This window comes from Streptomyces sp. NPDC014733 (assembly GCF_043083385.1).
Taxonomy (GTDB): Bacteria; Actinomycetota; Actinomycetes; order Streptomycetales; family Streptomycetaceae; genus Streptomyces.
The window spans coordinates 323,451-347,004 of sequence record NZ_JBIBYO010000005.1; the positions used below are offsets into that span (position 1 = coordinate 323,451).

18 protein-coding genes are annotated in these 23,554 nt (G+C 74.0%); 6 read left to right on the forward strand and 12 right to left on the reverse strand.

Annotated elements, in window-relative coordinates; translation table 11 throughout:
• Nucleotides 1-201: 201 nt before the first annotated feature.
• From aceE to ACF1BH_RS15240, 10 genes are all read right to left on the reverse strand, one after another.
• A complete protein-coding gene (gene aceE / locus ACF1BH_RS15195; protein ID WP_391642919.1) occupies nt 202-2,865 on the reverse strand; it encodes a pyruvate dehydrogenase (acetyl-transferring), homodimeric type in 2,664 nt (887 codons plus the stop codon).
• Between the two features lie 239 nt (nt 2,866-3,104).
• Nucleotides 3,105-3,728, reverse strand: coding sequence for a GntR family transcriptional regulator (locus ACF1BH_RS15200; RefSeq protein WP_391642920.1), 624 nt, complete (start codon nt 3,726-3,728; stop codon nt 3,105-3,107).
• A gap of 211 nt (nt 3,729-3,939) precedes the next feature.
• Entirely contained in the window at nt 3,940-5,682 is a 1,743-nt protein-coding gene (gene sucB, locus ACF1BH_RS15205; protein WP_391642921.1) for a 2-oxoglutarate dehydrogenase, E2 component, dihydrolipoamide succinyltransferase, read from the reverse strand.
• A 90-nt stretch (nt 5,683-5,772) separates the two neighbouring features.
• Complete coding sequence (lpdA, locus tag ACF1BH_RS15210) at nt 5,773-7,161, reverse strand: dihydrolipoyl dehydrogenase (protein ID WP_030281888.1); 1,389 nt, start codon at nt 7,159-7,161, stop codon at nt 5,773-5,775.
• 404 nt (nt 7,162-7,565) lie between these two features.
• Nucleotides 7,566-9,113 carry a leucyl aminopeptidase gene (locus ACF1BH_RS15215; RefSeq protein WP_391642922.1) on the reverse strand — a complete coding sequence of 516 codons (1,548 nt, stop codon included), beginning with the start codon at nt 9,111-9,113 and terminating at the stop codon, nt 7,566-7,568.
• A gap of 314 nt (nt 9,114-9,427) precedes the next feature.
• A complete protein-coding gene (locus tag ACF1BH_RS15220; RefSeq protein WP_391642923.1) occupies nt 9,428-10,267 on the reverse strand; it encodes an adenosylcobinamide-GDP ribazoletransferase in 840 nt (279 codons plus the stop codon).
• 44 nt (nt 10,268-10,311) lie between these two features.
• On the reverse strand, nt 10,312-11,031 hold the full coding sequence (locus ACF1BH_RS15225; protein ID WP_391642924.1) for a hypothetical protein: 720 nt from the start codon (nt 11,029-11,031) through the stop codon (nt 10,312-10,314).
• Nucleotides 11,032-11,216: 185 nt separating this feature from the next.
• Nucleotides 11,217-12,263 carry a nicotinate-nucleotide--dimethylbenzimidazole phosphoribosyltransferase gene (gene cobT, locus ACF1BH_RS15230; RefSeq protein ID WP_391642925.1) on the reverse strand — a complete coding sequence of 349 codons (1,047 nt, stop codon included), beginning with the start codon at nt 12,261-12,263 and terminating at the stop codon, nt 11,217-11,219.
• A gap of 204 nt (nt 12,264-12,467) precedes the next feature.
• A complete protein-coding gene (locus tag ACF1BH_RS15235) occupies nt 12,468-13,286 on the reverse strand; it encodes a class I SAM-dependent methyltransferase (RefSeq protein WP_391642926.1) in 819 nt (272 codons plus the stop codon).
• A 62-nt stretch (nt 13,287-13,348) separates the two neighbouring features.
• Nucleotides 13,349-14,695: a bifunctional adenosylcobinamide kinase/adenosylcobinamide-phosphate guanylyltransferase gene (locus ACF1BH_RS15240; RefSeq protein WP_391642927.1), complete on the reverse strand. Its 1,347-nt coding sequence runs from the start codon at nt 14,693-14,695 to the stop codon at nt 13,349-13,351.
• 176 nt (nt 14,696-14,871) lie between these two features.
• Here ACF1BH_RS15240 and ACF1BH_RS15245 point away from each other — a divergent pair, with 176 nt between their 5' ends.
• Complete coding sequence (locus ACF1BH_RS15245; RefSeq protein ID WP_391642928.1) at nt 14,872-15,084, forward strand: hypothetical protein; 213 nt, start codon at nt 14,872-14,874, stop codon at nt 15,082-15,084.
• 84 nt (nt 15,085-15,168) lie between these two features.
• On the opposite strand, the gene ACF1BH_RS15250 is transcribed toward ACF1BH_RS15245, so the two are convergent.
• Nucleotides 15,169-15,888 carry a class I SAM-dependent methyltransferase gene (locus ACF1BH_RS15250; protein WP_391643077.1) on the reverse strand — a complete coding sequence of 240 codons (720 nt, stop codon included), beginning with the start codon at nt 15,886-15,888 and terminating at the stop codon, nt 15,169-15,171.
• A gap of 176 nt (nt 15,889-16,064) precedes the next feature.
• A complete protein-coding gene (locus ACF1BH_RS15255) occupies nt 16,065-16,661 on the reverse strand; it encodes a DUF3043 domain-containing protein (RefSeq protein ID WP_391642929.1) in 597 nt (198 codons plus the stop codon).
• A 286-nt stretch (nt 16,662-16,947) separates the two neighbouring features.
• On the opposite strand from ACF1BH_RS15255, the gene ACF1BH_RS15260 reads away from it, so the two are divergent.
• From ACF1BH_RS15260 to ACF1BH_RS15280, 5 genes are all read left to right on the forward strand, one after another.
• Nucleotides 16,948-17,745 (forward strand): PspA/IM30 family protein, encoded by a 798-nt coding sequence (locus ACF1BH_RS15260; protein ID WP_391642930.1) that lies wholly within the window; start codon nt 16,948-16,950, stop codon nt 17,743-17,745.
• 57 nt (nt 17,746-17,802) lie between these two features.
• A complete protein-coding gene (locus ACF1BH_RS15265; RefSeq protein WP_391642931.1) occupies nt 17,803-18,081 on the forward strand; it encodes a hypothetical protein in 279 nt (92 codons plus the stop codon).
• Between the two features lie 92 nt (nt 18,082-18,173).
• A complete protein-coding gene (locus tag ACF1BH_RS15270; protein ID WP_391642932.1) occupies nt 18,174-19,448 on the forward strand; it encodes a sensor histidine kinase in 1,275 nt (424 codons plus the stop codon).
• A complete protein-coding gene (locus tag ACF1BH_RS15275) occupies nt 19,445-20,131 on the forward strand; it encodes a response regulator (RefSeq protein WP_391642933.1) in 687 nt (228 codons plus the stop codon). The genes ACF1BH_RS15270 and ACF1BH_RS15275 overlap by 4 nt, the downstream gene beginning before the upstream one ends.
• Nucleotides 20,132-20,357: 226 nt before the next feature.
• On the forward strand, nt 20,358-23,531 hold the full coding sequence (locus ACF1BH_RS15280) for an efflux RND transporter permease subunit (RefSeq protein WP_391642934.1): 3,174 nt from the start codon (nt 20,358-20,360) through the stop codon (nt 23,529-23,531).
• Nucleotides 23,532-23,554 lie beyond the last annotated feature (23 nt).

Consider the following 23,554-nt stretch of genomic DNA (forward strand, 5'->3'; position numbering starts at 1 on the left):
CGGCCGGGCCGGCGGGGATTCCCGTGCGAAGACCCCGGGCGCGGTGGTGATCTCCGCACGGGAGCGGGTGGAGCGGCCCGCGGCGCCGGATGGTGCACCACGGACCACCCGGTCCGAGGGGCGGTACCCGGCACGAGCCGGGCCGCCCGGCAGCGGGGCCGGACGCCCCGCTCGGTGATCACAGGCCCGGACGGCCCCTGATCACAGGCCGTAGCGCGCCTTGGCCTCCTTGACCGTCTCCGGCTTGACGTCGCCCCGGCGGGCCAGCGCGGCCAGCGCCTGGACGGTCACCGACTGCGGGTCCACACCGAAGTGGCGGCGGGCCGCGTCACGGGTGTCGGAGAGGCCGAACCCGTCGGTGCCGATGGAGGTCCAGTCCTGCTCGACCCAGGGGGCGATCTGGTCGGGCACCGCCCGCATCCAGTCGCTGACCGCCACCACGGGACCGGGCGCGCCCTCCAGCGCACGGGTCACGTACGGGACGCGGTCCTCGCCGTCGAGCCGGGCGGCGTCGCAGGCCAGCGCCTCACGGCGGAGCTCGGTCCAGGACGGCGCCGACCACACGTCCGCGGCCACACCCCAGTCCTCGGCGAGCAGCCGCTGCGCGTCCAGCGCCCAGTGGATGGCCGTACCGGACGCCAGCAGCTGGAGCCGCGGTGCGTCGGCGGCCGGGGCCGCGGCCTCCTGGAAGCGGTACAGGCCCCGCAGGATCGCCTCCTCGTCCAGCCCCGCGGGCATGGCCGGCTGCACCTTGGTCTCGTTGTAGACCGTCAGGTAGTAGAAGACGTCCTCGGCGTCGGGGCCGTACATCCGGCGCAGCCCCTCCTTGACGATCACCGCGACCTCGTACGCGAATGCCGGGTCGTACGAGAGCGCCGCCGGGTTGGTGGAGGCGATCAGGTGCGAGTGGCCGTCGGCGTGCTGGAGGCCCTCACCGGTCATGGTGGTGCGGCCCGCGGTCGCCCCGATGACGAAGCCGCGGCCCAGCTGGTCGGCGAGCGCCCAGAACTGGTCGGCCGTGCGCTGCCAGCCGAACATCGAGTAGAAGATGTAGAACGGGATCATCGGCTCGCCGTGCGTCGCGTACGACGTGGCGGCGGCGGTGAAGTCCGCGAGCGAACCGGCCTCGGTGATGCCCTCGTTGAGGATCTGGCCGTTCTTCGCCTCCTTGTAGTACAGGAGCTGGTCGCGGTCGACCGGGTCGTAGGTCTGGCCCACCGGCGAGTACAGACCGGCCGACGGGAACAGCGACTCCATGCCGAAGGTGCGGGCCTCGTCGGGCACGACCGGAACCCAGCGCCTGCCGGTCTCCTTGTCCCGCATCAGGTCCTTGACCAGCCGGACGAACGCCATGGTGGTGGCGATCTCCTGGCTGCCCGAGCCCTTCTTCAGCGCGTCGAACGCCTTCTCCGACGGCATCGGCAGCGGCTTCGGCGTCACCTTGCGGGCGGGCGCGGGGCCGCCCAGGGCCGCCCGGCGCTCGCGGAGGTAGACCATCTCCGGGGAGTCCTCGGCGGGCCGCCAGTACGGAACGGTGTCGCCCTCCAGGGCGCTGTCCGGGATCGGCAGCTCCAGCAGGTCGCGCATGGCGCGGAACTCCTGCCCGGTGAGCTTCTTCATCTGGTGGTTGGCGTTCCGCGACTCGAAACCGGCGCCGAGCGTGTAGCCCTTGACGGTCTGCGCCAGGATGACGGTCGGCGCGCCCTTGTGCGCGACGGCCGCCTGGTACGCGGCGTACACCTTGCGCGGCTCGTGGCCCGCGCGGGAGGTCTGGAACAGCTCCAGCAGCTTGGCGTCGTCGAGCGAGTCGCCCAGCGCGCGCAGCCCCGGCGTGGCGCCGAAGAAGTGCTCACGGATGTAGCCGGCGTCCCGCGTGGCGTACGTCTGGAACTGCGCGTCCGGGGTCTCGCGCAGGCGGCGCACCAGCGCGCCGTCGGTGTCGAGCGCGAAGACCTCGTCCCACGCGCGGCCCCACAGCGACTTGATGACGTTCCAGCCGGCGGCGCGGAACTGCGCCTCCAGCTCCTGCACGATCTTGAAGTTCGGGCGGACCGGGCCGTCCAGGCGCTGCAGGTTGCAGTTGATGACGAAGGTGAGGTTGTCCAGGCCCTCACGGCCGGCCAGCGCCAGGGCGGCGGTCGACTCGGGCTCGTCCATCTCGCCGTCGCCGAGGAACGCCCAGACGTGGCTGTCCGCGGTGTCCTTGATGCCGCGGTGCTCCAGGTAGCGGTTGAAGCGCGCCTGGTAGATGGCGGAGAGCGGGCCCAGGCCCATCGAGACGGTGGGGAACTCCCACAGCCAGGGCAGGCGCCGCGGGTGCGGGTAGGACGGCAGGCCGTCGCCGCCGGCCTCCTGGCGGAAGCGGTCGAGCTGCTCCTCGCTCAGCCGGCCGTCGAGGAAGGCGCGGGCGTAGATGCCGGGGGAGGCGTGGCCCTGGATGTAGAGCTGGTCGCCGCTGCCCGAGCCCTCCTTGCCGCGGAAGAAGTGCTGGAAGCCGGTCTCGTAGAGCCACGCCGCCGACGCGAAGGTGGCGATGTGGCCGCCGAGGCCGAGCTTGGAACCGCGCGTGACCATGGCGGCCGCGTTCCAGCGGTTCCACGCCGTGATCCGGGCCTCCATCGCCTCGTCGCCGGGGAATTCCGGCTCGGCGGAGGTCGGGATGGTGTTGACGTAGTCCGTCTCCAGGGGCGCGAGCGCCGGGTCGGCGGTGTGTTCCACCGCGCGGCGCATCAGGTACGCCGCGCGGTGGGGGCCCGCCGCCGCGGTGACGGCGTCGAGCGACTCGCGCCACTCGGCCGTCTCCTCCGGATCCCGGTCCGGGAGCTGGTCGAGCTGGCTGTACGGCAGGCGCACGGGATCGGGCATGGGTGGCCCCTTTCCGGACAGAGGGGGAACAGAGGGGAATGCTTCGGCAGGCATTCGGCAGGCAGGGGTGTCGCGCCCCGCGGGCGACCATACGCCCCTGATCGATGATCGATCAACGCTGCCCGGGAGAATCGTCGCAGGTCGGCACGGGGTGCCGCATACCCGGGCACCGCGTGCCAGACGCAAACGGGGCGGAATCGCCGCCGTACGGCCGCCCCCGCCCCGCCCGGTCCCGCCGGTCAGACCCGCGGCGCGCAGCTCAGTACGTGGGTCCGCAGCAGCGCGCCGATCCGCGGATCGCGGCGCCGGAACGCGTCCACGATCTCCTGGTGGTCCTGGGCGTGCGAGCGCGGCTCGGGGCTGAACCAGCGGATCGACAGCGTCGTCCACACCTCCACCCCCAGCGACTCCCAGGTGTGCAGCAGCACGCCGTTCCCGGCCGCCCGCACGATCTCCCGGTGGAACGCCACGGTGTGCCGCACCTGCGCCTCGCCGTCGCCCGTCCGGTCCGCCTCCCGCAGCCGCTCCACCTCGCGCTCCAGCGCCTCGGTGTCCTCGGCCAGTTGACCGGCCGCCAGCTCCGCCGCGACCTGCTCCAGACCGGCCCGTACGGGGTAGCTCTCCTTGAGGTCGGCGGGGGACAGGTCCCGCACCCGGACGCCCTTGTTGGGCGCCGATTCGATCAGCCGCAGCGACTCCAGCTCCCGCAGCGCCTCCCGCACCGGCGTCTGGCTGACCTCCAGCTCGGCCGCGATCCGCCGCTCCACGATCCGTTCGCCGGGCTGCCACCTGCCGCGGACGATCCCCTCAAGGATGTGCTCGCGGATCTGCTCGCGCAGCGAATGGACGACGGGCGGGGTCATGACGGTGCTCCTCGCGGGTGGGGTGGTGACGGAGACGATACGGGGCGTGGTCGCCGCCGGGCGGGGCCGCGGGAGCTGGATCACACGTGGTGCTGCTCACGGCCGTCCGGTTCCGACGCGGTGCCACCAGGGAGAACGCGGCCGGGAACGCGAGCGGCCCCGCCCGGGAGAACCCGGACGGGGCCGTTGCACGCGCTGGTCGGCGCCTCGCTCAGAGACCGATCTCGGTCTCGAACTCGGCGGCCTCCAGGATCTGCTTGACCGTGGTCAGGTAACGGGCGGCATCCGCGCCGTCCACCAGACGGTGGTCGTAGGAGAGCGCCAGGTAGGTCATGTCCCGGACGGCGATGGTCTCGCCGAGGTCGGGGTGGTTGATGACCACGGGGCGCTTGACGGTGGCGCCGATACCGAGGATGCCGACCTGGTTCGGCGGCACGATCACGGTGTCGAAGAGCGCGCCACGGGAGCCGGTGTTCGAGATGGTGAACGTGGCTCCGGCGAGGTCGTCCGGGGTGATCTTGTTGGAGCGGACCTTGCCGGCGAGGTCGGCGGTCTTCTTGGCGATACCGGTGATGTTGAGGTCGCCGGCGTCCTTGATGACCGGGGTCATCAGGCCCTTCTCCGCGTCCACCGCGATACCGATGTTCTCGGTGTCGAAGTAGGTGATCGTGCCCTCGTCCTCGTTGATCCGGGCGTTGACGACCGGGTGGGCCTTCAGCGCCTGGACGGCGGCCTTGACGAAGAACGGCATCGGGGAGAGCTTGACGCCCTCACGCTGCGCGAACGCGTCCTTGGCCTTGTTGCGCATCCGCATGATCTTGGTGACGTCCACCTCGACCACGCTGGTGAGCTGCGCCTGGCTGTGCAGGGCCTTCATCATGTTGTCGCCGATGACCTTGCGCATCCGCGGCATCTTGATCGTCTGACCGCGCAGCGGCGACGCCTCGATGACGGGGGCGGCGGGCTTCGACGCCGCGGCCGCGGCCGGGGCGGCCGGAGCCGGAGCGGCGGCCTTGGCGGCCTCCGCGGCGGCGATGACGTCCTGCTTGCGGACGCGGCCACCGACGCCGGTGCCCTTGACCGTGGCGAGGTTGACGCCGTTCTCCGCGGCGAGCTTGCGCACCAGCGGGGTGACGTACGCGCCGTCGCCCTCACCGGCGGCCGGAGCCGGGGTGACCGGCGCCGGGGCGGCCGGGGCCGCGGGGGCCGGAGCCGGCGCGGCGGGCGCGGCCGGAGCCGGAGCGGCCGGGGCCGGGGCGGCGGGCGCGGGCGCCGGAGCCGCGGGGGCGGCCGGGGCCGGAGCGGCCGGAGCCGGAGCCGGGGCGGCAGGAGCGGCCGGGGCGGCGGGCGCCGCGGCGGCCGAACCGATGACGGCGAGCTTGGCGCCGACCTCGGCGGTCTCGTCCTCGGCCACCAGGATCTCCAGCAGGGTGCCGGAGACCGGCGCCGGGATCTCGGTGTCGACCTTGTCGGTGGAGACCTCCAGCAGGGGCTCGTCCTCCGAGACCTCCTCGCCGACCTCCTTCAGCCAACGGGTGACGGTGCCCTCGGTGACCGACTCGCCCAGCGCGGGCAGCGTGACGTCGGTGCCGGAGGCGCCACCCGCCGGGGCGGCGGCGGGCGCCGGGGCCTCGGCCGCGGGGGCGGCCTCGGGCTCGGGCTGCGCGGCGGGGGCCTCGGCGGCGGCCGGGGCCGGAGCCGCGGCGGGGGCGCCGGAGCCGTCGTCGATGACGGCCAGCTCGGCGCCGACCTCGACGGTCTCGTCCTCGGCGACCTTGATGGACGACAGGATGCCGGAGGCGGGGGCGGGGATCTCGGTGTCGACCTTGTCGGTCGACACCTCCAGCAGGGGCTCGTCGGCCTCGACGCGCTCACCCTCGGCCTTGAGCCAGCGGGTGACGGTGCCCTCGGTGACGCTCTCGCCGAGCGCCGGAAGGGATACGGAAACCGCCATGGTTTCTGTTGCTCCTAACGGATGGTTTCCCGCGCGGGCCGGTGTCGGCCCGCGGGGAGGTGCGGATGTGGTCGCGCCCGGGACTGAGGGTCAGTCGTGGGAGTGGAGGGGCTTGCCGGCCAGCGCCAGGTGGGCCTCCCCGAGAGCCTCGTTCTGCGTGGGGTGCGCGTGAACGAGCTGCGCAACCTCGGCCGGCAGGGCTTCCCAGTTGTAGACCAGCTGGGCCTCACCGACCTGCTCGCCCATACGGTCACCGACCATGTGGACGCCGACCACGGCACCGTCCTTGACCTGGACGAGCTTGATCTCGCCCGTGGTCTTCAGGATCTTGCTCTTGCCGTTGCCCGCGAGGTTGTACTTCAGCGTGACGACCTTGTCGGCGCCGTACAGCTCCTTGGCCTTCGCCTCGGAGATGCCCACCGAGGCGACCTCGGGGTGGCAGTACGTCACGCGCGGCACGCCGTCGTAGTCGATCGGCACGGTCTTCAGACCCGCCAGCCGCTCCGCCACCAGCATGCCCTCGGCGAAGCCGACGTGCGCGAGCTGGAGGGTGGGGACGAGGTCGCCGACGGCCGAGATCGTCGGAACGTTGGTCTGCATGTACTCGTCGACCAGGACGTAGCCGCGGTCCATGGCGACGCCCTGCTCCTCGTAGCCCAGGCCCGCCGAGACCGGCCCGCGGCCGATCGCGACCAGGAGGACCTCGGCCTCGAAGCTCTTGCCGTCGGCCAGCGTCACCTTGACGCCGTCGGCGGTGTACTCGGCCTTGTCGAAGAAGGTGCCGAGGTTGAACTTGATGCCGCGCTTGCGGAAGGCGCGCTCCAGCAGCTTGGAGCTGTTCTCGTCCTCGACCGGGACGAGGTGCTTGAGGCCCTCGACGATGGTGACGTCGGTGCCGAAGGACTTCCACGCCGAGGCGAACTCGACGCCGATGACGCCGCCGCCCAGGACGATCGCGGACTTCGGCACGCGGTTCAGCTTCAGCGCGTGGTCCGAGGAGATGATGCGGTCGCCGTCGATGGTCAGGCCCGGCAGCGACTTCGGCACGGAGCCGGTCGCCAGCAGGACGTGGCGGCCGGTCACGCGCTGGCCGCCCACGTCGACGGAGGTCGGGGAGGAGAGCTTGCCCTCACCCTCGATGTAGGTCACCTTGCGGGAGGCGATCAGCCCCTGCAGGCCCTTGTACAGGCCGGAGATGACGTCGTCCTTGTACTTGTGGACGGCGTCGATGTCGATGCCCTCGAAGGTGGCCTTCACACCGAACTGCTCGCTCTCGCGAGCCTGGTCGGCGATCTCACCGGCGTGCAGCAGCGCCTTGGTGGGGATGCAGCCGTTGTGCAGGCAGGTACCGCCGACCTTGCCCTTCTCGATCAGGGCGACGTCCAGGCCCAGCTGCGCCCCGCGCAGGGCCGCGGCGTAACCGCCACTGCCGCCACCGAGGATCACTAGGTCGAAAACGGTGCTGGCGTCGTTCGCCACGTCACGTCCTCCATGCATGGGTACGCCGGAACCGGTCTCCGATGACCGGTCGGCGGCTGTGGTTCGGCCGCTCTTCACGTCGGCCCTGGGTAAGGGGGGCCCTGTCCTGCCGAGAACCCATCTTCGCACTTGTTCGGTGAAGCTGGGACGGCGGGCCGGGCCTGGCGGCGGCGCATCCGCCGCCGCACACGGGTTACTCGGGCGTAGGCGGCGGCGCCGTGGCGTCAACCACCACCTGGGAAGGGCGGAGGGGCGGCCTACGGATTTCGTTGAGGGCGAACGCCGCGGCCGAAGGGCGCGGCAAACACTGCCCCCGGGAGGCGCCCGGACCGCGGTCACCCGCGGCGCACCGACGGCCCCGGACGGTGAAGCCCGGGGCCGTCGGACGCGCGGGGGAGCGGGGTTCAGCCCAGGTCGCCCGAGGCGGTGCGCTCGGCCAGCCGCAGCAGGGTGCGGACCGAGGAGCCGGTGCCGCCCTTGTGCGTGTAGCCGTACGGCGCGCTCTCGTGGAACGCCGGGCCCGCGATGTCGAGGTGGGCCCAGGTGATGCCCTCGCCGACGAACTCCTTCAGGAACAGACCGGCGACCAGGCCGCCGCCCATCCGCTCGCCCATGTTGGCGATGTCCGCCACCGGGGAGTCCATGCCCTTGCGCAGCTCGGCGGGCATCGGCATCGGCCAGGACTGCTCGCCGACCTCCTCCGCGATCTCGTGGACCGTGGTGCGGAACGCCTCGTCGTTGGCCATGATCCCGAAGGTGCGGTTGCCCAGCGCCAGCATCATCGCGCCGGTGAGCGTCGCGATGTCGACGATGGCGTCCGGCTCCTCCTCCGACGCGCGGGTCAGCGCGTCGGCGAGCACCAGGCGGCCCTCGGCGTCGGTGTTGAGCACCTCCACCGTCTTGCCGCTGTACATCGTCAGCACGTCACCGGGGCGGGTGGCGTTGCCCGACGGCATGTTCTCGGCGAGCGCCAGCCAGCCGGTGACGTTCACCTCCAGGCCCAGGCGCGCCGCGGCGACGACGGTGGCGAACACCGCGGCGGCGCCGGCCATGTCGCACTTCATCGTCTCGTTGTGCCCGGCCGGCTTCAGCGAGATGCCGCCCGAGTCGTACGTGATGCCCTTGCCGACCAGCGCGAGCGTCTTCGTCGCCTTGGCGTGGGTGTGCGCGATGCGCACCAGGCGCGGCGGGGCGTCCGAACCCTGGCCGACGCCGAGCAGACCACCGAAGCCGCCCTTCTTCAGCGCCTTCTCGTCCAGCACCTCGACCTTGAGGCCGAACTCCTTGGCCGCGGCCTGCGCCTCGGCGGCGAAGGTCTTCGGGTTCAGGGCGTTGGACGGGGTGTTGACCAGGTCGCGGGCGCGGTGGATCTCCGCCGCCAGCACCTGGGCGCGCTCCGTCGCCGCCTTGAACTCCTTGTCCCGCGGCTTGCCGCCGACCAGGGTGACCTCAGCGAGCGGGGCCGAGGAGCCGTTGCCGGCCTTCGCGCCCTTCTTGCCCTTGGCGGGGGCGGCGTCGCTGCGGAACGCGGTGAAGGCGTACGCGCCGAAGAGCGCGCCCTCGGAGACCGCGGCCGCCGCCTCGGCGTCCTCCAGCGGCAGCGCGAAGGCCGCCTTCTTCGTGCCGTTCAGCGCACGGGCGGCGCTGCCCGCGGCGCGGCGCAGCGTCTCGTTGTCGTACGTCTCGCCCTTGGCCGGTGCGGCGCCGAGGCCGACCGCCAGCACGACCGGCGCCTTGAGGCCGTCGGCGGCGGGCAGCTTGGTCACCTCGCCCTCGGCACCCGTCGCGCCGAGAGTCTCCAGGACGGCGGCGAGCTTGCCGCCGAACGCCTCGTCCACGGCTTCGGCGCCGGCGGCGGGCACGGGGCCCTTGGCGCCCTTGGCCACGCCCACGACGACGGCATCCGCGCGCGCCGTTGCGGCGGAGGAAGTACTGAGGGTCAGTGCAGTCACGGTGATGAAAGTCCTGTTCCGTCCGGGGATCCGTTCGCGCTCAGGGAGCGGCGTGCGGCCGAGCCTACGCTCGGGGCGCCCGTACGGAACGGGGAGCGGCGGCGGAGGTCCGATCCCCGCCGCCCGCGCGGACGGTACCCGTACGACCCAACACCCCTGTTACGGCAGGGAAGTTGGGGGTTTTCCGGCCGGTACGGGACGCCGGGGCAAAGGGGGCGAACGGCTTGTTCCGCACGCGGAATGAGAGCGGCGCCACAGTGACACCGCACGGCACGGCGGCGCCAACGGCCCCTGAACGGCACGCCGACGGCGGCTCAGCCCAGCGCCAGGACCACCAGCGCGGTGAGCGCCGCCGTCTCCGCGAGCGCCCCGAACACATCGCCCGTCACCCCGCCGAACCGCCGCCGGCAGTGCCGCAGCAGCCCCTCCGCGACGGCCACCGCCACCACCACCGCCACCGCGGTGTGCACCGCACCGGACGGCCCGCCGGTGGCGCCGAGCGCGGCCGCCGCCGCACAGACCAGCGCCGCGCACCCGGCCGCCGCACCGCGCGGCACCGCCCCGGCGACCGCGGCGCCCAGCCCCTCCGGCCGCGCGGCGGGCACCCCCCGGCGGCAGGCGAGGGTCAGCGCACAGCGCGCCACGGTCGCCGAGACGACGACGGCCACCGCCCCGCGTGCCCAGCCGCCGGCGTACAGCCCGGACACCGCCGCCACCTGCGCCACCAGCGCGAACAGCAGGGTGATCACACCGAACGGGCCGATGTCGGACTGCTTCATGATGCGCAGCGCGTCCTCGGGCGGCCTGGCGCTGCCCAACCCGTCGGCGGTGTCCGCGAGACCGTCCAGATGGAGGCCACGGGTGAGCGCGGCGGGCACCGCGGCGGAGCCGGTCGCGGCGAGCAACGGGGAGCCGCCCAGCGCGAGCAGCGCCGTACCGACCGCCGCCGCCCCCACCCCGACGACCAGCCCGGCCAGCGGCGCGCAGAGCATCCCGCCGCGCGCCGCCGCCCGGTCCCAGCGGCGCACCCGCACCGGCAGCACGGTCAGCGTCCCGAAGGCGAACCGCAGCGCGTCCCCGGCGCCGGCCCGGCCGCCGGGCGGCGGCGGTGCGGCGGCGGACGCAGGGGCGGCGGATTCGGGCGCATCGGTCATCGCGGCAGGCTAACCCGGCGGCCAGGGCGGCTGCCCCGCCGCCCTCACCGCGACCGCTCCGCCGCGCCGGCGCAGACCGCCCCGGCCGTCCGGCGGCGCCGCGCCGCCAGCTCCCAGCCCAGACAGACCAGCAGCGTCGCCGCGACGGCCGCGATGTGTTCCTTGCCCGCGAGGTTGTTCTTGACGAACACCACCTCACCGACCATCGCCGCCACCACCAGCGCACACGTCACCCGCGCCCGCAGCCGCCAGCACACGAACACCGCCAGGCCCACCACCGCGGCCGACGGCCCGGTGTCCACCACCCAGGCGTCCCCGGGCGGCAGCCCGATCGGCGTGCCCGGCCCGAGCCGGATGCCCAGCCGTGCGTAGAGCGTCCCGGCGAGCGTCGCGGTGTACGCCATCGCCAGCGTCCGCCACCGGCCCAGCGTCACCTCCGCGATCCCGAATACCACCAGGACCTGCGCCAACGCGCCCCACACCGGCAGATCGAGCGCCGGGACGAAGAGCGACAGCGGGGTGCGCAGCAGGGCGAGCCAGAGCGGCGCCCCGGCGGTCGGCGCCCCGGCCGCCTGCACCGGTCCCTGCCCCCACGGCTGGTTCTGCACGATCTGGAGCACCAGCGTCAGCGTCACCGACACCAGCGTCAGCGGGATCGCCCGCGGCCCGCGCGCCGCCAACGGCCCCCGCACGGCCCGCCACAGCGGACCCCACTCGGCCACCACGGCACGGCGCACCACACCGGCCCGGACCGGCTCGCTCATCGGTTGCTCCCCTGCTGCTCACGGCGCGGCGCGCCCGTACCGCCCCTCCCGTCCGGAGGCGGCCGCGCGGCCGCACCGACCCGAGCATGGCCCGCCCGGCCGGCGACCTCCGGCATTTCACCGGGGCGCGGACGGGCGAATCGGCGCGGCGGCGGTCCTCGCGAGAGGGGCCGGGGCGGCTGCGGTCAGTCGCGGACCGGCAGCTGCGCCGCCAGGTCGGCGGCCGCCCGGACCAGCGGCAACGCCAGCAGGGCGCCCGTTCCCTCGCCGGCTGTGACGCCGTGGTCGAGCAGCGGGTTGAGCGCGATCCGGTCCAGCGCCTTGGCCTGCGCCGGTTCGCCGCTGAGCTGACCGGCCAGCCACCAGTCGGGGGCGCGGAACGCCACCCGCTGCGCCACCAGCGCGCACGCCGCCGACACCACACCGTCGAGGATCACCGGCGTCCGGCGCACCGCGCTCTGCAGCAGGAACCCGGTGATCGCCGCCAGATCGGCGCCCCCGGCCGTGGCCAGCAGCGCCAGCTGGTCGCCGAGGACCGGCCGGGCCCGGCGCAGCGCGTCGCGGATCGCCGCGCACTTGCGCATCCACGCCAGATCGTCGATCCCGGCGCCCCCGCGGCCGGTCACCACCGACGCGTCGGTCCCGCAGAGCGCGGCGATCAGCGTCGACGCCGCGGTCGTGCCGCCGACGCTCAGATCGCCCAGCACCACCAGATCCGTCCCGGCGTCGGCCTCCTCGTCGGCGACCGCCATCCCGGCCCGGAACGCCGCCTCGGCCTCCTCCGCGCTCAGCGCGTCCTCGATGTCGATCCGCCCCGAACCGCGCCGCACCCGGTGCCGGGTGACGTCGGCGGGCAGCTCCTCGGCGGCGCAGTCGACCGCCATGTCGATCACCCGCAGCCCGGCCCCGGCACCGCGGGCCAGCACCGCCGCCGGGCTGCTGCCGTCCAGTGCGGCCCGTACGAGGTCCTTGGTGCCCCCCACCGGGCGCCCGGAGACGCCCAGCTCGGCCACCCCGTGGTCACCGGCGAACAGCAGCACCCGGGCGCGCTCCAGCGGCCGCACCGGCACCTGCCGCTGGGTGGCGGCCAGCCACTCGCCCAACTCGTCCAGGCGGCCCAGCGCCCCGGGCGGCAGGGCCAGCCGCGCCCGCCGCTCCTCGGCGTCACGGCGCGCGCCGCCGTCGGGGCGCTCGATCAGGTGGGCGAAGTCATCGAGATTCAGGGCGCTCATTGGGCGCAGATTACCGGCAACCGCACCCCGCCGACGCGCCCGGAGCGCACCCCGTACGACCGCGGGCCGGAGCGGCGCCACGCCGCGCGGCCCGCCCGCGTACGGCAGGTACGCACCGCGCCCCGGGCCCGCGCCGCCACCGGCCGGACGGCCCCGCCCGCGCCCGGCGCGTCCCGGGAGGCGCCCGCCGCCCGCCCGCACGCCCTACCGCGCGAACCGCACCTCGCACACCAACGGCGCCCACGAGCGCAGCACCGGGAACCGCTGCCCGTACCCGCCGGCGGCCCCCGGCAGCGCCAACCGGCCGCCCGGCAAGGGGAGTTCACGTACCGACGCGATGGCCGGATGCACCGCGGCGAGCGCCGCCAGCTGACCGCGCTCCAGGCACCAGCGCACCGGGCCGGGCAGCGGTCCGGCGGTCGGCACCGGGTAGCGGCGGGCCACCGCCGCCGCCCGCCGCGGCAGCGCGTCGAAGACCAGCGCCCCGCCGGGCAGCCGCTCCGCGCACGCCGCCAGCAGCGCCCGCACCTCCCCGGGCGGCTGCCGCATCAGCACCCCCGGCGCCGTCACGATCACCCCGCGGGACGGCTCACCGACCGCGTCCAGCCAGCCGGAACCGTCCTCCTGACGCACCAGCGTGCGGCGCCGCACGCCGTCCGGCAGCAGCATCCGGCGCACCGCCGCGGTCTCCGGCGACAGCACCGACAGCCAGTGCAACCGCCCGTTGTCCAACCGCCAGTAGCCGGTGCCCAGGCCCTCGCCGAGCGCCACCACCGTCGCCTCCGGATGCCGTGCGACATACGTCCGCACCGCCGCGTCCAGGCACCGGCCGCGCCGCCCCGCCGCCCGCACCCCGGGCGGATCGACCGCCCCGGGATCCCTGGGCGCCCGCCGCACCGCACGCGCCGCGGCCCCGGCGGCCCGGGCGTGGGCCCGCGGCGCGCCCCGGTGGCAGGCTCCGACGGGGGCGGCGGAACCCGGCCCCGTCCGCCCGGTCAGCTCCGTCAGCTCGGATTCGGTCACCGTTCAAGAGCACCCGCCGCCGGGCCGCCGGGCAAGCGGACACGTGCCCCGCCGGCCCCGTGTCATCCGCGCAGCGCAAGCGGCTGCCCGGCGACGACCAGCAGCACCTGCTCGCACTCGGCGCCGAACGCCGCGTTCAGCCGCCCCAGTTCGTCCCGGAACCGCCGCCCGGCCGGGGTCGCCGGCACCACCCCGGACCCGACCTCGTTGCTCACCGCCACCACCTGCCTGCGCGTCGCCCGGACGGCCGCCACCAGCGCGTCCGTCCGCTCCCGCAGCGCCCGCCGCCCCCCGGCCTCCCACGCCGCGTCGTCCCACGCCCCGACCTCGTCCATGGCGTGCGTCAGCCACAGCGCCAGACAGTCGATCAGCAGCGGCGACGCGTCGAAGACCCGGTCGGCCGCGTCGTCGCCGCCCGGTCCCGCCCGCCGCCCGGCCCCCGGCTCCCGCGCCGGACCGAGCAGCGGCCCGCCCGCCGCGTCCCGCTCCTCGCCCGTCAGCAGCGGCACCAGATCGCACGTCTCGGCGGTACGCCACCCCGGGGGCCGCCGCTCGCGGTGCAGCGCCACCCGGTGCGCCCACTCCGTGTCGCCCTCCCGGGTGCCGCCGGTCGCGACGTACAGCACGTCCGGGAAGGCCGCCAGCCGCCGCTCCGCCTCCGCCGATTTGCCGCTGCGCGCACCGCCCAGCACCAGCGTCCGCCGCGGCAGCTCCGGCGGCGCCCCGACCGGGAACTCCCCGGCCACCAGCGTCGTCCCGTCCGGCACCGCCCGCGCCCCCGCCGCCGCCAGCCTGCGGTGCAGCTCAGGACCCGGCGGCACCGCGTGGTCGAGATGGACGGCGAGCACATCGGTCGCCGCGTCCACCGCCCCGCTCGCCCGCAGCCGCGCCAGCGCGTCCGGCCGCCCGATGACGTCCAGCAACACCAGGTCGTACGGGCCGGTGCCGCCCATCGCCTCGTAACCACCGCCCGCCGCCACACCGTTGACCGGCCCCGCCGGCGCGGCGCCCGGCGGCAGGTACAGCAGCCGCTCACCGCCCCCGCCGCCGATCTCGTAGCCGGTACCGGGGATGTCCACCGCGATGGCCCGCACCCGGTGCCCGTCCAGCAGCGCCAGCTCCCGCCCGTCCGCGACCCGCCCCGGCTGCGGCAGCCCCGCCGGGACCTCCAGCGCCGGACCGTCGTGCGGATGCGACAGCAGCACCTGCCGCACACCCGCCAGCGACTGCCCCGCGCGGGCGGCGGCGAACGCCGGGCCGGGGGTGAGATCGATGAGCAGCGCGCCGTCGATCAGCAGCGAGGTCGCCGCCCGCGCCTCGTCGCCGACGGCGGTGGCGCAGGCCGCGCACGGGCAGCCGGGGCGCGGCAGTCCCTGGGGGGCTCCGGTGCCGAGCAGTGTCAGTTCCACGCGGCGATTTTCCCCCGGGCCCGGCCGCGCAGCGCGCCGGGGACCTCTCGACACGGCCGATAGGCTGCTGACCGGCACCACGTACGACCAGCAGGACAACACGCTCAGCAGCACATCACGGCACGGCGGACGGGCCCCGGCACCTCCCGCCGCGCCCCGGCACCCAGGAGGCGGACATGGCGTGGACGTGGCGGTTCGAGACGGCGGACGGTACGGAGACGGCGCCGTCGGTGCAGCCGGAGGAATTCACGACCCAGGGCGACGCCGAATCCTGGATCGGCGAGGAGTGGCGGGCGCTGCGCGACGGCGGCGTCGACCAGGTCCGTCTCTTCGAGGACGGCACCGAGATCTACCCGGGCCCGATGAGCCTCCACGCCGACGACGACTGAGCACCACCCGGACACGACGAGGCCCGCGGCCCCCGCACCGGGGGCCGCGGGCCTCGTGACGTGCACACCGGGGACGCCGGGGGATCAGCCGCCCCGCACCCCGCACAGATGCAGCAGCCCGGCGACCGTACGGTACGGATCGGTCCGGCCGGCCCGCTCCTCGGCGCTCAGCAGCAGCTCCCGCCGCCGCGCACCGTCCGCACCGCCCTGGGCGGGCACCTGCGGCGCCGCATCGGCCGAGGCGTCCGTGAAGACGCCGACGCCGTACCACTCCTGGAGCGGCGCACCGATCCCGGCCAGCGACGCGGTCAGCGCGTCCAGACCGGACCGCGCCGCGCCCCGCTCACCCTCGGGCGCCTCGAACGCGGCGAGGACGCCGTGCCAGTCCCCGGCGAGCCCGGGCCGCATCGCCGCGGCGCCGGTGTTGCGGACGACGAGGGAGAGCAGGCCACCGGGGGCCAGCACCCGCGCGAGGCCCGCCAGATGGGCGTCCGGGTCCCGCGCGCCGCTCAGCAGCCCGTGGCAGAGCACCACGTCGAACGAGCCCGGCAGGAAGTGCGCACCGGTGTCCCGGCCGTCGCCCTCGACCAGCCGCACCCGCTCCCGGATACCGTCCGGCTCGGCCGCCAGCGCCGCCCGGACACCCTCCAGGGCGCCCGGATCCTGCTCCAGCGCGGTGACGTGGTGTCCGGCGCGGGCCAGCCGCAGCGCCTGCACCCCGTCACCCGTCCCGGCGTCGAGCACCCGCAGCCGCTGCCCGACGGGGAACCGCCCGGCGATCTGCTCCTCGATCTGCCGCCCCAGCAGCTCCTGCCGCACGGACGGCCGCACGACGGGCGCGGCGGTCGCGGCCGGAGGGACCGGGGTGACGGGCCCCGCGGGACCGGCCGACTGGACGGGCACGGTCACGGCGGGCGTCTCGGGGGCGGACGCCACGGCAGCCGCCTCCGGAGCGGGTACCGCGGCGGCGTCGGTCGCGGTCAGGGCCGCTCTCCGCGCTTGACCTGCGGCTTCGGCAGCCGCAGCCGGCGCATCTGGAGCGTGCGCATCACCGCGTACGCCTTGACGCCCCGGTGGCTCTCGTTCGGGAAGCGCTCCTTGAGCTGCTTGCCCATACGGAGCCAGATGCCGACGGAGTCCAGCACGATCAGCACGATGATCACGAGCCAGAGCAGCAGCGCGACGTTCTGGATCTGCGGCACCCGGATCATGGTGAGCACCAGGATGATCACGGCCATCGGCAGGAAGAATTCGGCGACACACCAGCGCGAGTCGACGTAGTCACGGGCGAAACGGCGCACCGGACCCTTGTCACGCACGGGCAGATAGCGCTCATCGCCGTTGGCCATGGCCTCGCGCTGCTTGGCCATGTCGGCGCGGCGCGCCTCACGCTGCGCCTTCGCCGCATCCTTGCGGTTGGCCGGCGTGTGCGCACGGGTGCGGCGGTTGGCCTGCGCATCGCTGCGCTTCGGCGTCGGGCGGCCCTTGGGGGCCTGCGGGTCGCGGGGCTGCTGGGGCTGGTCCGCGGTCACCTTGGCGGTCGCGGCCTGCTCATCCTTCGAACGGCTTCGGAACACAACACCCAAGGGTACGGGGTCGGCGGAGGGGAGCGGCGGTCCGAGGGGGCACGATCCGGCAACGGTACGGACCGGCCACACCCGCTGTAACGGGACCAACCGGACGCGGTGACGACGCCCCGTGACGCCGCCTCCACCCTGCGCCGGAGAAATCCTCGTCCTGGAGGAGGAGCACATCCGGCCCCGAACAGTGCGGTAATGGAACCAGGGCCCGTACTGTGGGGTCTGTAGGTGTGCTGGAGTCCAAGCCCGAGGTAACTCGGTCAGAAGGGGGCGCGCGAGGCCCATGAGCGGTGTCATGAAGCGGATGGGGATGATCTTCCGCGCGAAGGCCAACAAGGCCCTGGACCGGGCCGAGGACCCGCGCGAGACTCTCGACTACTCGTACCAGAAGCAGCTGGAGCTGCTCCAGAAGGTGCGTCGCGGCGTCGCCGATGTGGCGACCTCCCGCAAGCGCCTGGAGCTGCAGCTCAACCAGCTCCAGGGCCAGTCCTCCAAGCTGGAGGACCAGGGCCGCAAGGCGCTCGCGCTCGGCCGTGAGGATCTGGCCCGTGAGGCGCTCTCGCGCCGCAGCGCGCTGCAGCAGCAGGTCACCGACCTGCAGGCGCAGCACCAGAACCTCCAGGGCGAGGAGGAGAAGCTGACCCTCGCCGCCCAGCGGCTGCAGGCCAAGGTCGACGCCTTCCGCACCAAGAAGGAGACGATCAAGGCGACGTACACCGCCGCCCAGGCGCAGACCCAGATCGGGGAGGCGTTCTCCGGCATCTCCGAGGAGATGGGCGACGTCGGTCTCGCCATCGAGCGTGCCGAGGACAAGACCGCGCAGATGCAGGCGCGCGCCGGTGCCATCGACGAGCTGCTCGCCTCCGGCGCCCTCGACGACCCGACCGGCATGGCCAAGGACGACATCACGGCCGAGCTGGACCGCCTCTCCGGCGGCAGCGACGTCGAGCTGGAGCTGCAGCGGATGAAGGCCGAACTGGCCGGCGGTTCCTCCGCCGGACAGCAGGCCATCGAAGGCGGCCAGGGCGGTCAGGCCCAGCCCTCCGCCCCCCAGGACCAGCCGCGTTTCGACAAGCAGTGACCCACGTCGGCGGATAGCCTCACAGGGATCGCCGGACCGCACACGAGGGAGACCGTCGTGATCGTACGGATCATGGGGGAGGGCCAGGTGAAGCTGGACGACGCCCACTTCACCGAGCTCAACGCGTTGGACGACGAACTGCTCGACGAGATGGAGAGCGGTGACGAGGAGGGCTTCCGCAGAACGCTGGGCGCCCTGCTCGACGCCGTGCGCCGGCTGGGCAGCCCGCTGCCCGACGACTCCCTCGAACCGTCCGAGCTGATCCTGCCCGCGCAGGACGCCACGCTCGACGAGGTCCGCGAGATGCTCAGCGACGACGGGCTCATCCCCGGCTGACACCGGTCGGCGCCCGGCCCCGGGCGCCCACTCCAGCGCATGCGGACAGCGCCCCGGCCCCTTCAGGGACCGGGGCGCTACCGTGTGCTCCCGTGACCCCTCCCGACACCGGCCGGGAAGCCCCGCGCCCCGGCCGCTTCCACTGGCACCGGAAGCACCCCCTGGCGGCCGACGTCGCCGTCGCGGTCTGCGTCCTCACCGCGATCATGTTCGGCGCGGTCGTCGACCGGCACGGCCCGCACAGCCCGCGCCTCATCGGCCACCCGCCGTCGCCCGTCGTCGCCGCCCTCGCCGTCCTGGCCTGCGCCGCGCTGGTGCTGCGCCGCCGGGCCCCGCGCACCGTCCTCGCCGTCACCGGCGCGCTCACCCTCGTCGAGCTGGTCACCGAGACGGGGGAGTCCCGTGCACCGGTCGCCGCGGCCGCCTTCGTCGCGCTCTTCACCCTCGCCGCCCGCACCGACCGCTCCACCACCTGGCGGGTCGGCGCGCTGACCGTCGTCGTGCTGACCGGCGCCGCGATGCTCTTCGGGACCGGCCCCTGGTACGCCCAGGAGAATCTCGCGATCACCGCCTGGACGGGGCTCGCCGCCGCGACCGGCGACGCGGTCCGCAGCCGCCGCGCCTACATCGACGCCATCCACGAACGCGCCGAACGCGCCGAACGCACCCGCGAGGAGGAGGCCGGCCGCCGCGTCGCCGAGGAGCGGATGCGCATCGCCCGGGAGCTGCACGACGTCGTCGCCCACCACATCGCGCTCGTCAACGTCCAGGCAGGCGTCGCCTCACACGTCATGGACACCCGGCCCGACCAGGCGAAACAGGCCCTGGCACACGTCCGGGAGGCGTCCCGCTCGGCGCTCGGGGAGCTGCGGGCCACCGTCGGGCTGCTGCGTCAGTCCGACGACCCGAGCGCGCCCACCGAGCCCGCGCCCGGCCTCGGCGTCCTCGACCAGCTCATCGACGGCTTCGTCCGCGCCGGGCTCCCCGTCGACCTCCAGGCCCCGGCGTCCGCCCAGGGGCTGCCCGCCTCCGTCGACCTCACCGTCTACCGCGTCGTCCAGGAGGCGCTGACCAACGTCCGCAAGCACGCGGGTGACGGCGCCCGGGCGACGGTCCGCATCGTCCGGACCGAGGCCGCGTTGACCGTCACGGTGCTGGACGACGGCGCCGGAGGGCCCCCGGTGCCGCGCGGCCGGACCGGTACCGACGGCGGGATGCCCGGCGGTGGCCACGGTCTGATCGGGATGCGCGAGCGGGTCCAGGCGCTGGGCGGCACCGTCGTCACCGGGACCCGGCCGACCGGCGGTTTCCAGGTGCGTGCCACCCTTCCTCTGCACCCCGCCGGTACGGAAGGGACCCCGCTGTGACGATCAAGGTGTTGCTCGCCGACGACCAGGCGCTGCTGCGCAGCGCGTTCCGGGTGCTGGTCGACTCGGAAGCGGACATGGAGGTCGTCGGCGAGGCGTCCGACGGCGCCCAGGCGTACGAGCTGGCCCGCGCCACCGTGCCGGACGTGGTCCTGATGGACATCCGGATGCCCGGTACCGACGGCCTCGCCGCGACCCGGCTGATCAGCGAGGACCCGCAGCTGTCCGGCGTCCGCGTGGTGATCCTGACGACCTTCGAGGTCGACGACTACGTGGTCCGGGCGCTGCGCGCGGGGGCCGGCGGCTTCCTCGGCAAGGGCGCCGAGCCGGACGAGCTGATCGCCGCGATCCGCATCGCCGCCGCCGGTGAGGCGCTGCTCTCCCCGGCTGCCACCAAGGGCCTGATCGCGAAGTTCCTCGCCCAGGGGGAGGACACCCCCGCCCCCGGCGACCACTCCGACGACGCCCGGCGGCTGGCCACCCTCACCGGCCGCGAGCGGGAGGTCCTGGTGCATGTCGCCGGGGGCCTGTCCAACGACGAGATCGGCGCCCGGCTGCAGGTCAGCCCGTTGACGGTGAAGACGCACGTGAACCGCGCGATGGCCAAGCTCGGCGCCCGCGACCGGGCCCAGCTGGTGGTCACCGCGTACGAGACCGGGCTCGTACGCCCACGGGTGCAGTGAGCGCGCGGCGGGCGTACTCCGATCGCGGTACGCCCCGCCTGCGGAAACCGACCTGGGAGCGAGGAAAATCGGCGGCCGGGTGGCCGAAGGTGTAACCGGGCCGCTTCGTGTGTGCCCGCCGACGCCCGAAGGCCGGGAGCCGCAGCCCCGCTGACCGCGGCTGCCGCCCGGCCGTCCCCCGATCCGTTACCGCCGCCCCCCCAGAACAGAAGAAGGACCCTCACCCATGTCCTGGCTGTCCCGCATCAGCCTCGTGCAACGCGGCCTGATAGCGCTGATATCCATCGTCGCGGTCGCCTTCGGCGTCATCGCGATCCCGCAGCTCAAACAGCAGCTTCTGCCCTCCATCGACCTGCCGATGGTCTCCGTGGTCGCGCCGTACCAGGGCGCCTCGCCCGATGTCGTCGAGAAGCAGGTCGTCGAGCCGCTGGAGAACGGCATCCAGGCGGTCAACGGCATCAAGAGCGTCACCTCCACGTCGAGCGAGGGCGCCGGCGTGATCATGGCGTCGTTCGACTACGGCAACGACTCCAAGACCCTCGTCGCCGACGTCCAGCAGGCCGTCAACCGGGCCCGGGCGAAGCTGCCGAAGGACGTGGACCCGCAGGTGGTCTCCGGCGGTACCGACGATCTGCCCACGGTCGTCCTCGCCGCCTCCTCCACCAAGAAGGACCAGCAGAGCCTCGCCGACCAGCTCAACCGCACGGTCGTCCCGGACCTGAAGAACATCGACGGCGTCGGCCAGGTCAACGTCGGCGGCGTCCAGGACCGGATCGTGGCGGTCACCCCGGACGAGAAGAAGATGGCCGCCGCGGGCCTCAACGGCGCGGCGCTCGGCCAGGCGCTCCAGGCCGGCGGCGCCTCGGTGCCCGCCGGTGCCTTCGCCGAGGACGGCCGCAGCAAGACCGTGCAGGTCGGCAGCGGCTTCACCGCCGTACAGCAGATCAAGGACCTGATGGTCGCCCCGGCGGCCGGTCCGGCGGGCCAGGGCGGCAAGCCGGTCCGCCTCGGTGACGTCGCCACCGTCGCGGAGACCGCGGCCACCCCGACGTCGATCACCCGCACCGACGGGAAGCCCAGCCTCTCCGTCACCGTGACGATGAGCCAGGACGGCAGCGCCGTCGCCATCTCCGACGCGGTCAAGGACAAGCTCGACACCATCCGCAAGGATCTGGGCGCCGGAGCGAGCGTCACCATCGCCTCGGACCAGGGCCCGCAGGTCTCCAAGTCGATCGAGTCGCTGACCACCGAGGGCCTGCTCGGCCTGGTCATGGCCGTGATCGTGATCCTGGTCTTCCTGCTGAGCCTGCGCTCGACGCTGGTCACCGCGGTCTCCATCCCGCTGTCCGTGGTCCTCACCCTGATCGTCCTGTGGACCGGTGACCTCTCCCTGAACATGCTGACCCTGGGCGGTCTGACCATCGCCATCGGCCGGGTCGTCGACGACTCGATCGTCGTGCTGGAGAACATCAAGCGGCACCTCGGCTACGGCGAGGAGCGCCGCGACGCGATCATCAACGCGGTCAAGGAGGTCTCCGGCGCGATCACCTCCTCCACCCTCACCACCGTCGCGGTCTTCCTCCCGATCGGTGTGGTCGGCGGCATGGTCGGCGCCCTCTTCGGCTCCTTCTCGCTGACCGTCACCGTCGCCCTGCTCGCCTCGCTGCTGGTCTCGCTGACCGTGGTGCCGGTCCTGTCGTTCTGGTTCCTGCGCGCCCCCGAGATCCCCGAGGGCACCGACGTCGAGCAGCTGCGCCGCGAGGCCGAGGAGAAGGAGGCGAGGAGCGCGCTGCAGCGGATGTACGTGCCGGTGCTGCGGTTCGCCACCCGCCGCCGCGCGGTCAGCGTGCTCATCGCCGTGGCGGTCCTGATCGCCACCTTCGGCATGGCCCCGCTGCTCAAGACCACCTTCTTCGACCAGGGCCAGCAGGACACCCTGAGCATCAAGCAGGAGCTGAAGCCGGGCACCAGCCTCGGCGCGACCGACGCCCAGGCGAAGCGGGTCGAGAAGATCCTCGCCGCCGACGAGCGTGTGGCGGACTACCAGGTCACCGTCGGCTCCTCCGGGATGATGGCGGCCTTCGGCGGCGGCTCCGCCGCCAACCAGGCCACCTACCAGGTGAAACTGAAGGACGCGGCCGACTCCGACAAGGTCACCGAGGACCTCCGCGCCGATCTGGCGAAGCTCGGCCGGTCCGCCGGCACCACCTCGGTCAGCGCGGGCGGCGGTGGCTTCGGCAACCAGGACCTCAGCGTGGTCGTCAAGGCCGGTGACGCCGACGTCCTGGCGAAGGCGAGCGAGCAGGTCCGGAAGGCCGTCGCGGGTCTCGACGACGTCACCGACGTCCGCAGCGACCTCTCGCAGTCGGTGCCGCGGATCTCCGTGACGCCCAACGACAAGGCCGCCGCGGCCGGATACACCCAGGCCACCCTCGGCCAGGCCGTCGCCCAGGCGGTGAGCGGCACCCCCAGCGGCAAGGCGGTGCTCGACGACACCGAGCGCGATGTGGTGATCACGTCGGCCCACCCGGCGACCACCGAGGCCGAACTGAAGAACCTGCCGCTGCCGACCCCGTCCGGCATGGCCCGCCTCGGTGACCTCGCCACCGTCAAGACCGTGGCCGGTCCGGTGCAGATGACCCGGATCGACGGCGCCCGCTCGGCGACCGTCACCGCCAAGCCCACCGGCGACAACACCGGCGCGGTCTCCGCGAAGCTGCAGAGCGAGATCAACGGGCTGAAGCTGCCGTCCGGCGCCACCGCGACCATCGGCGGCGTCTCCCAGGACCAGTCCGACGCGTTCGGCAAGCTGGGCCTGGCCATGCTGGCGGCCATCGCGATCGTCTTCCTGCTGCTGGTGGGGACGTTCCGGTCGATCGTCCAGCCGCTGATCCTGCTGATCTCGATCCCGTTCGCCGCCACCGGCGCGCTCGGTCTGCTGGTGATCACCGGCACCCCGATGGGTGTCCCGGCGATGATCGGCATGCTGATGCTCATCGGCATCGTCGTCACCAACGCGATCGTGCTGATCGACCTGATCAACCAGTACCGGGCACAGGGCTACGGCGTCGTCGAGGCGGTCATCGAGGGCGGCCGCCACCGGCTCCGCCCGATCCTGATGACCGCACTCGCCACGATCATGGCGCTGCTGCCGATGGCGCTCTCGCTCACCGGCGACGGCGGCTTCATCTCCCAGCCGCTCGCGGTGGTCGTGATCGGCGGTCTGATCACCTCCACCCTGCTCACCCTCCTCCTCGTCCCGACGCTCTACGCGATCATCGAGCTGCGCAAGGAGCGCCGGGCGCGGAAGAAGGCGGACAGGCGGGCCCGCAAGGACGGGAACCCGGCCGCCACCCCGGACACGGAAGAGGACCGGGCGCCGGAGCCCGCGGGGGTCTGACAGCCTTCCGTACGGCGTGACAC

Bases quoted from the DNA above. Each gene is read 5' to 3' on its own strand.
- ACF1BH_RS15245 (WP_391642928.1), top strand. From the start codon at position 14,872: ATGGCGTGGACGTGGCGGTTCGAGACGGCGGACGGTACGGAGACGGCG.
- sucB (WP_391642921.1), bottom strand. From the start codon at position 5,682: ATGGCGGTTTCCGTATCCCTTCCGGCGCTCGGCGAGAGCGTCACCGAG.
- ACF1BH_RS15200 (WP_391642920.1), bottom strand. From the start codon at position 3,728: ATGACCCCGCCCGTCGTCCATTCGCTGCGCGAGCAGATCCGCGAGCAC.
- cobT (WP_391642925.1), bottom strand. From the start codon at position 12,263: ATGAGCGCCCTGAATCTCGATGACTTCGCCCACCTGATCGAGCGCCCC.
- ACF1BH_RS15260 (WP_391642930.1), top strand. From the start codon at position 16,948: ATGAGCGGTGTCATGAAGCGGATGGGGATGATCTTCCGCGCGAAGGCC.
- aceE (WP_391642919.1), bottom strand. From the start codon at position 2,865: ATGCCCGATCCCGTGCGCCTGCCGTACAGCCAGCTCGACCAGCTCCCG.
- ACF1BH_RS15225 (WP_391642924.1), bottom strand. From the start codon at position 11,031: ATGAGCGAGCCGGTCCGGGCCGGTGTGGTGCGCCGTGCCGTGGTGGCC.
- ACF1BH_RS15280 (WP_391642934.1), top strand. From the start codon at position 20,358: ATGTCCTGGCTGTCCCGCATCAGCCTCGTGCAACGCGGCCTGATAGCG.
- ACF1BH_RS15220 (WP_391642923.1), bottom strand. From the start codon at position 10,267: ATGACCGATGCGCCCGAATCCGCCGCCCCTGCGTCCGCCGCCGCACCG.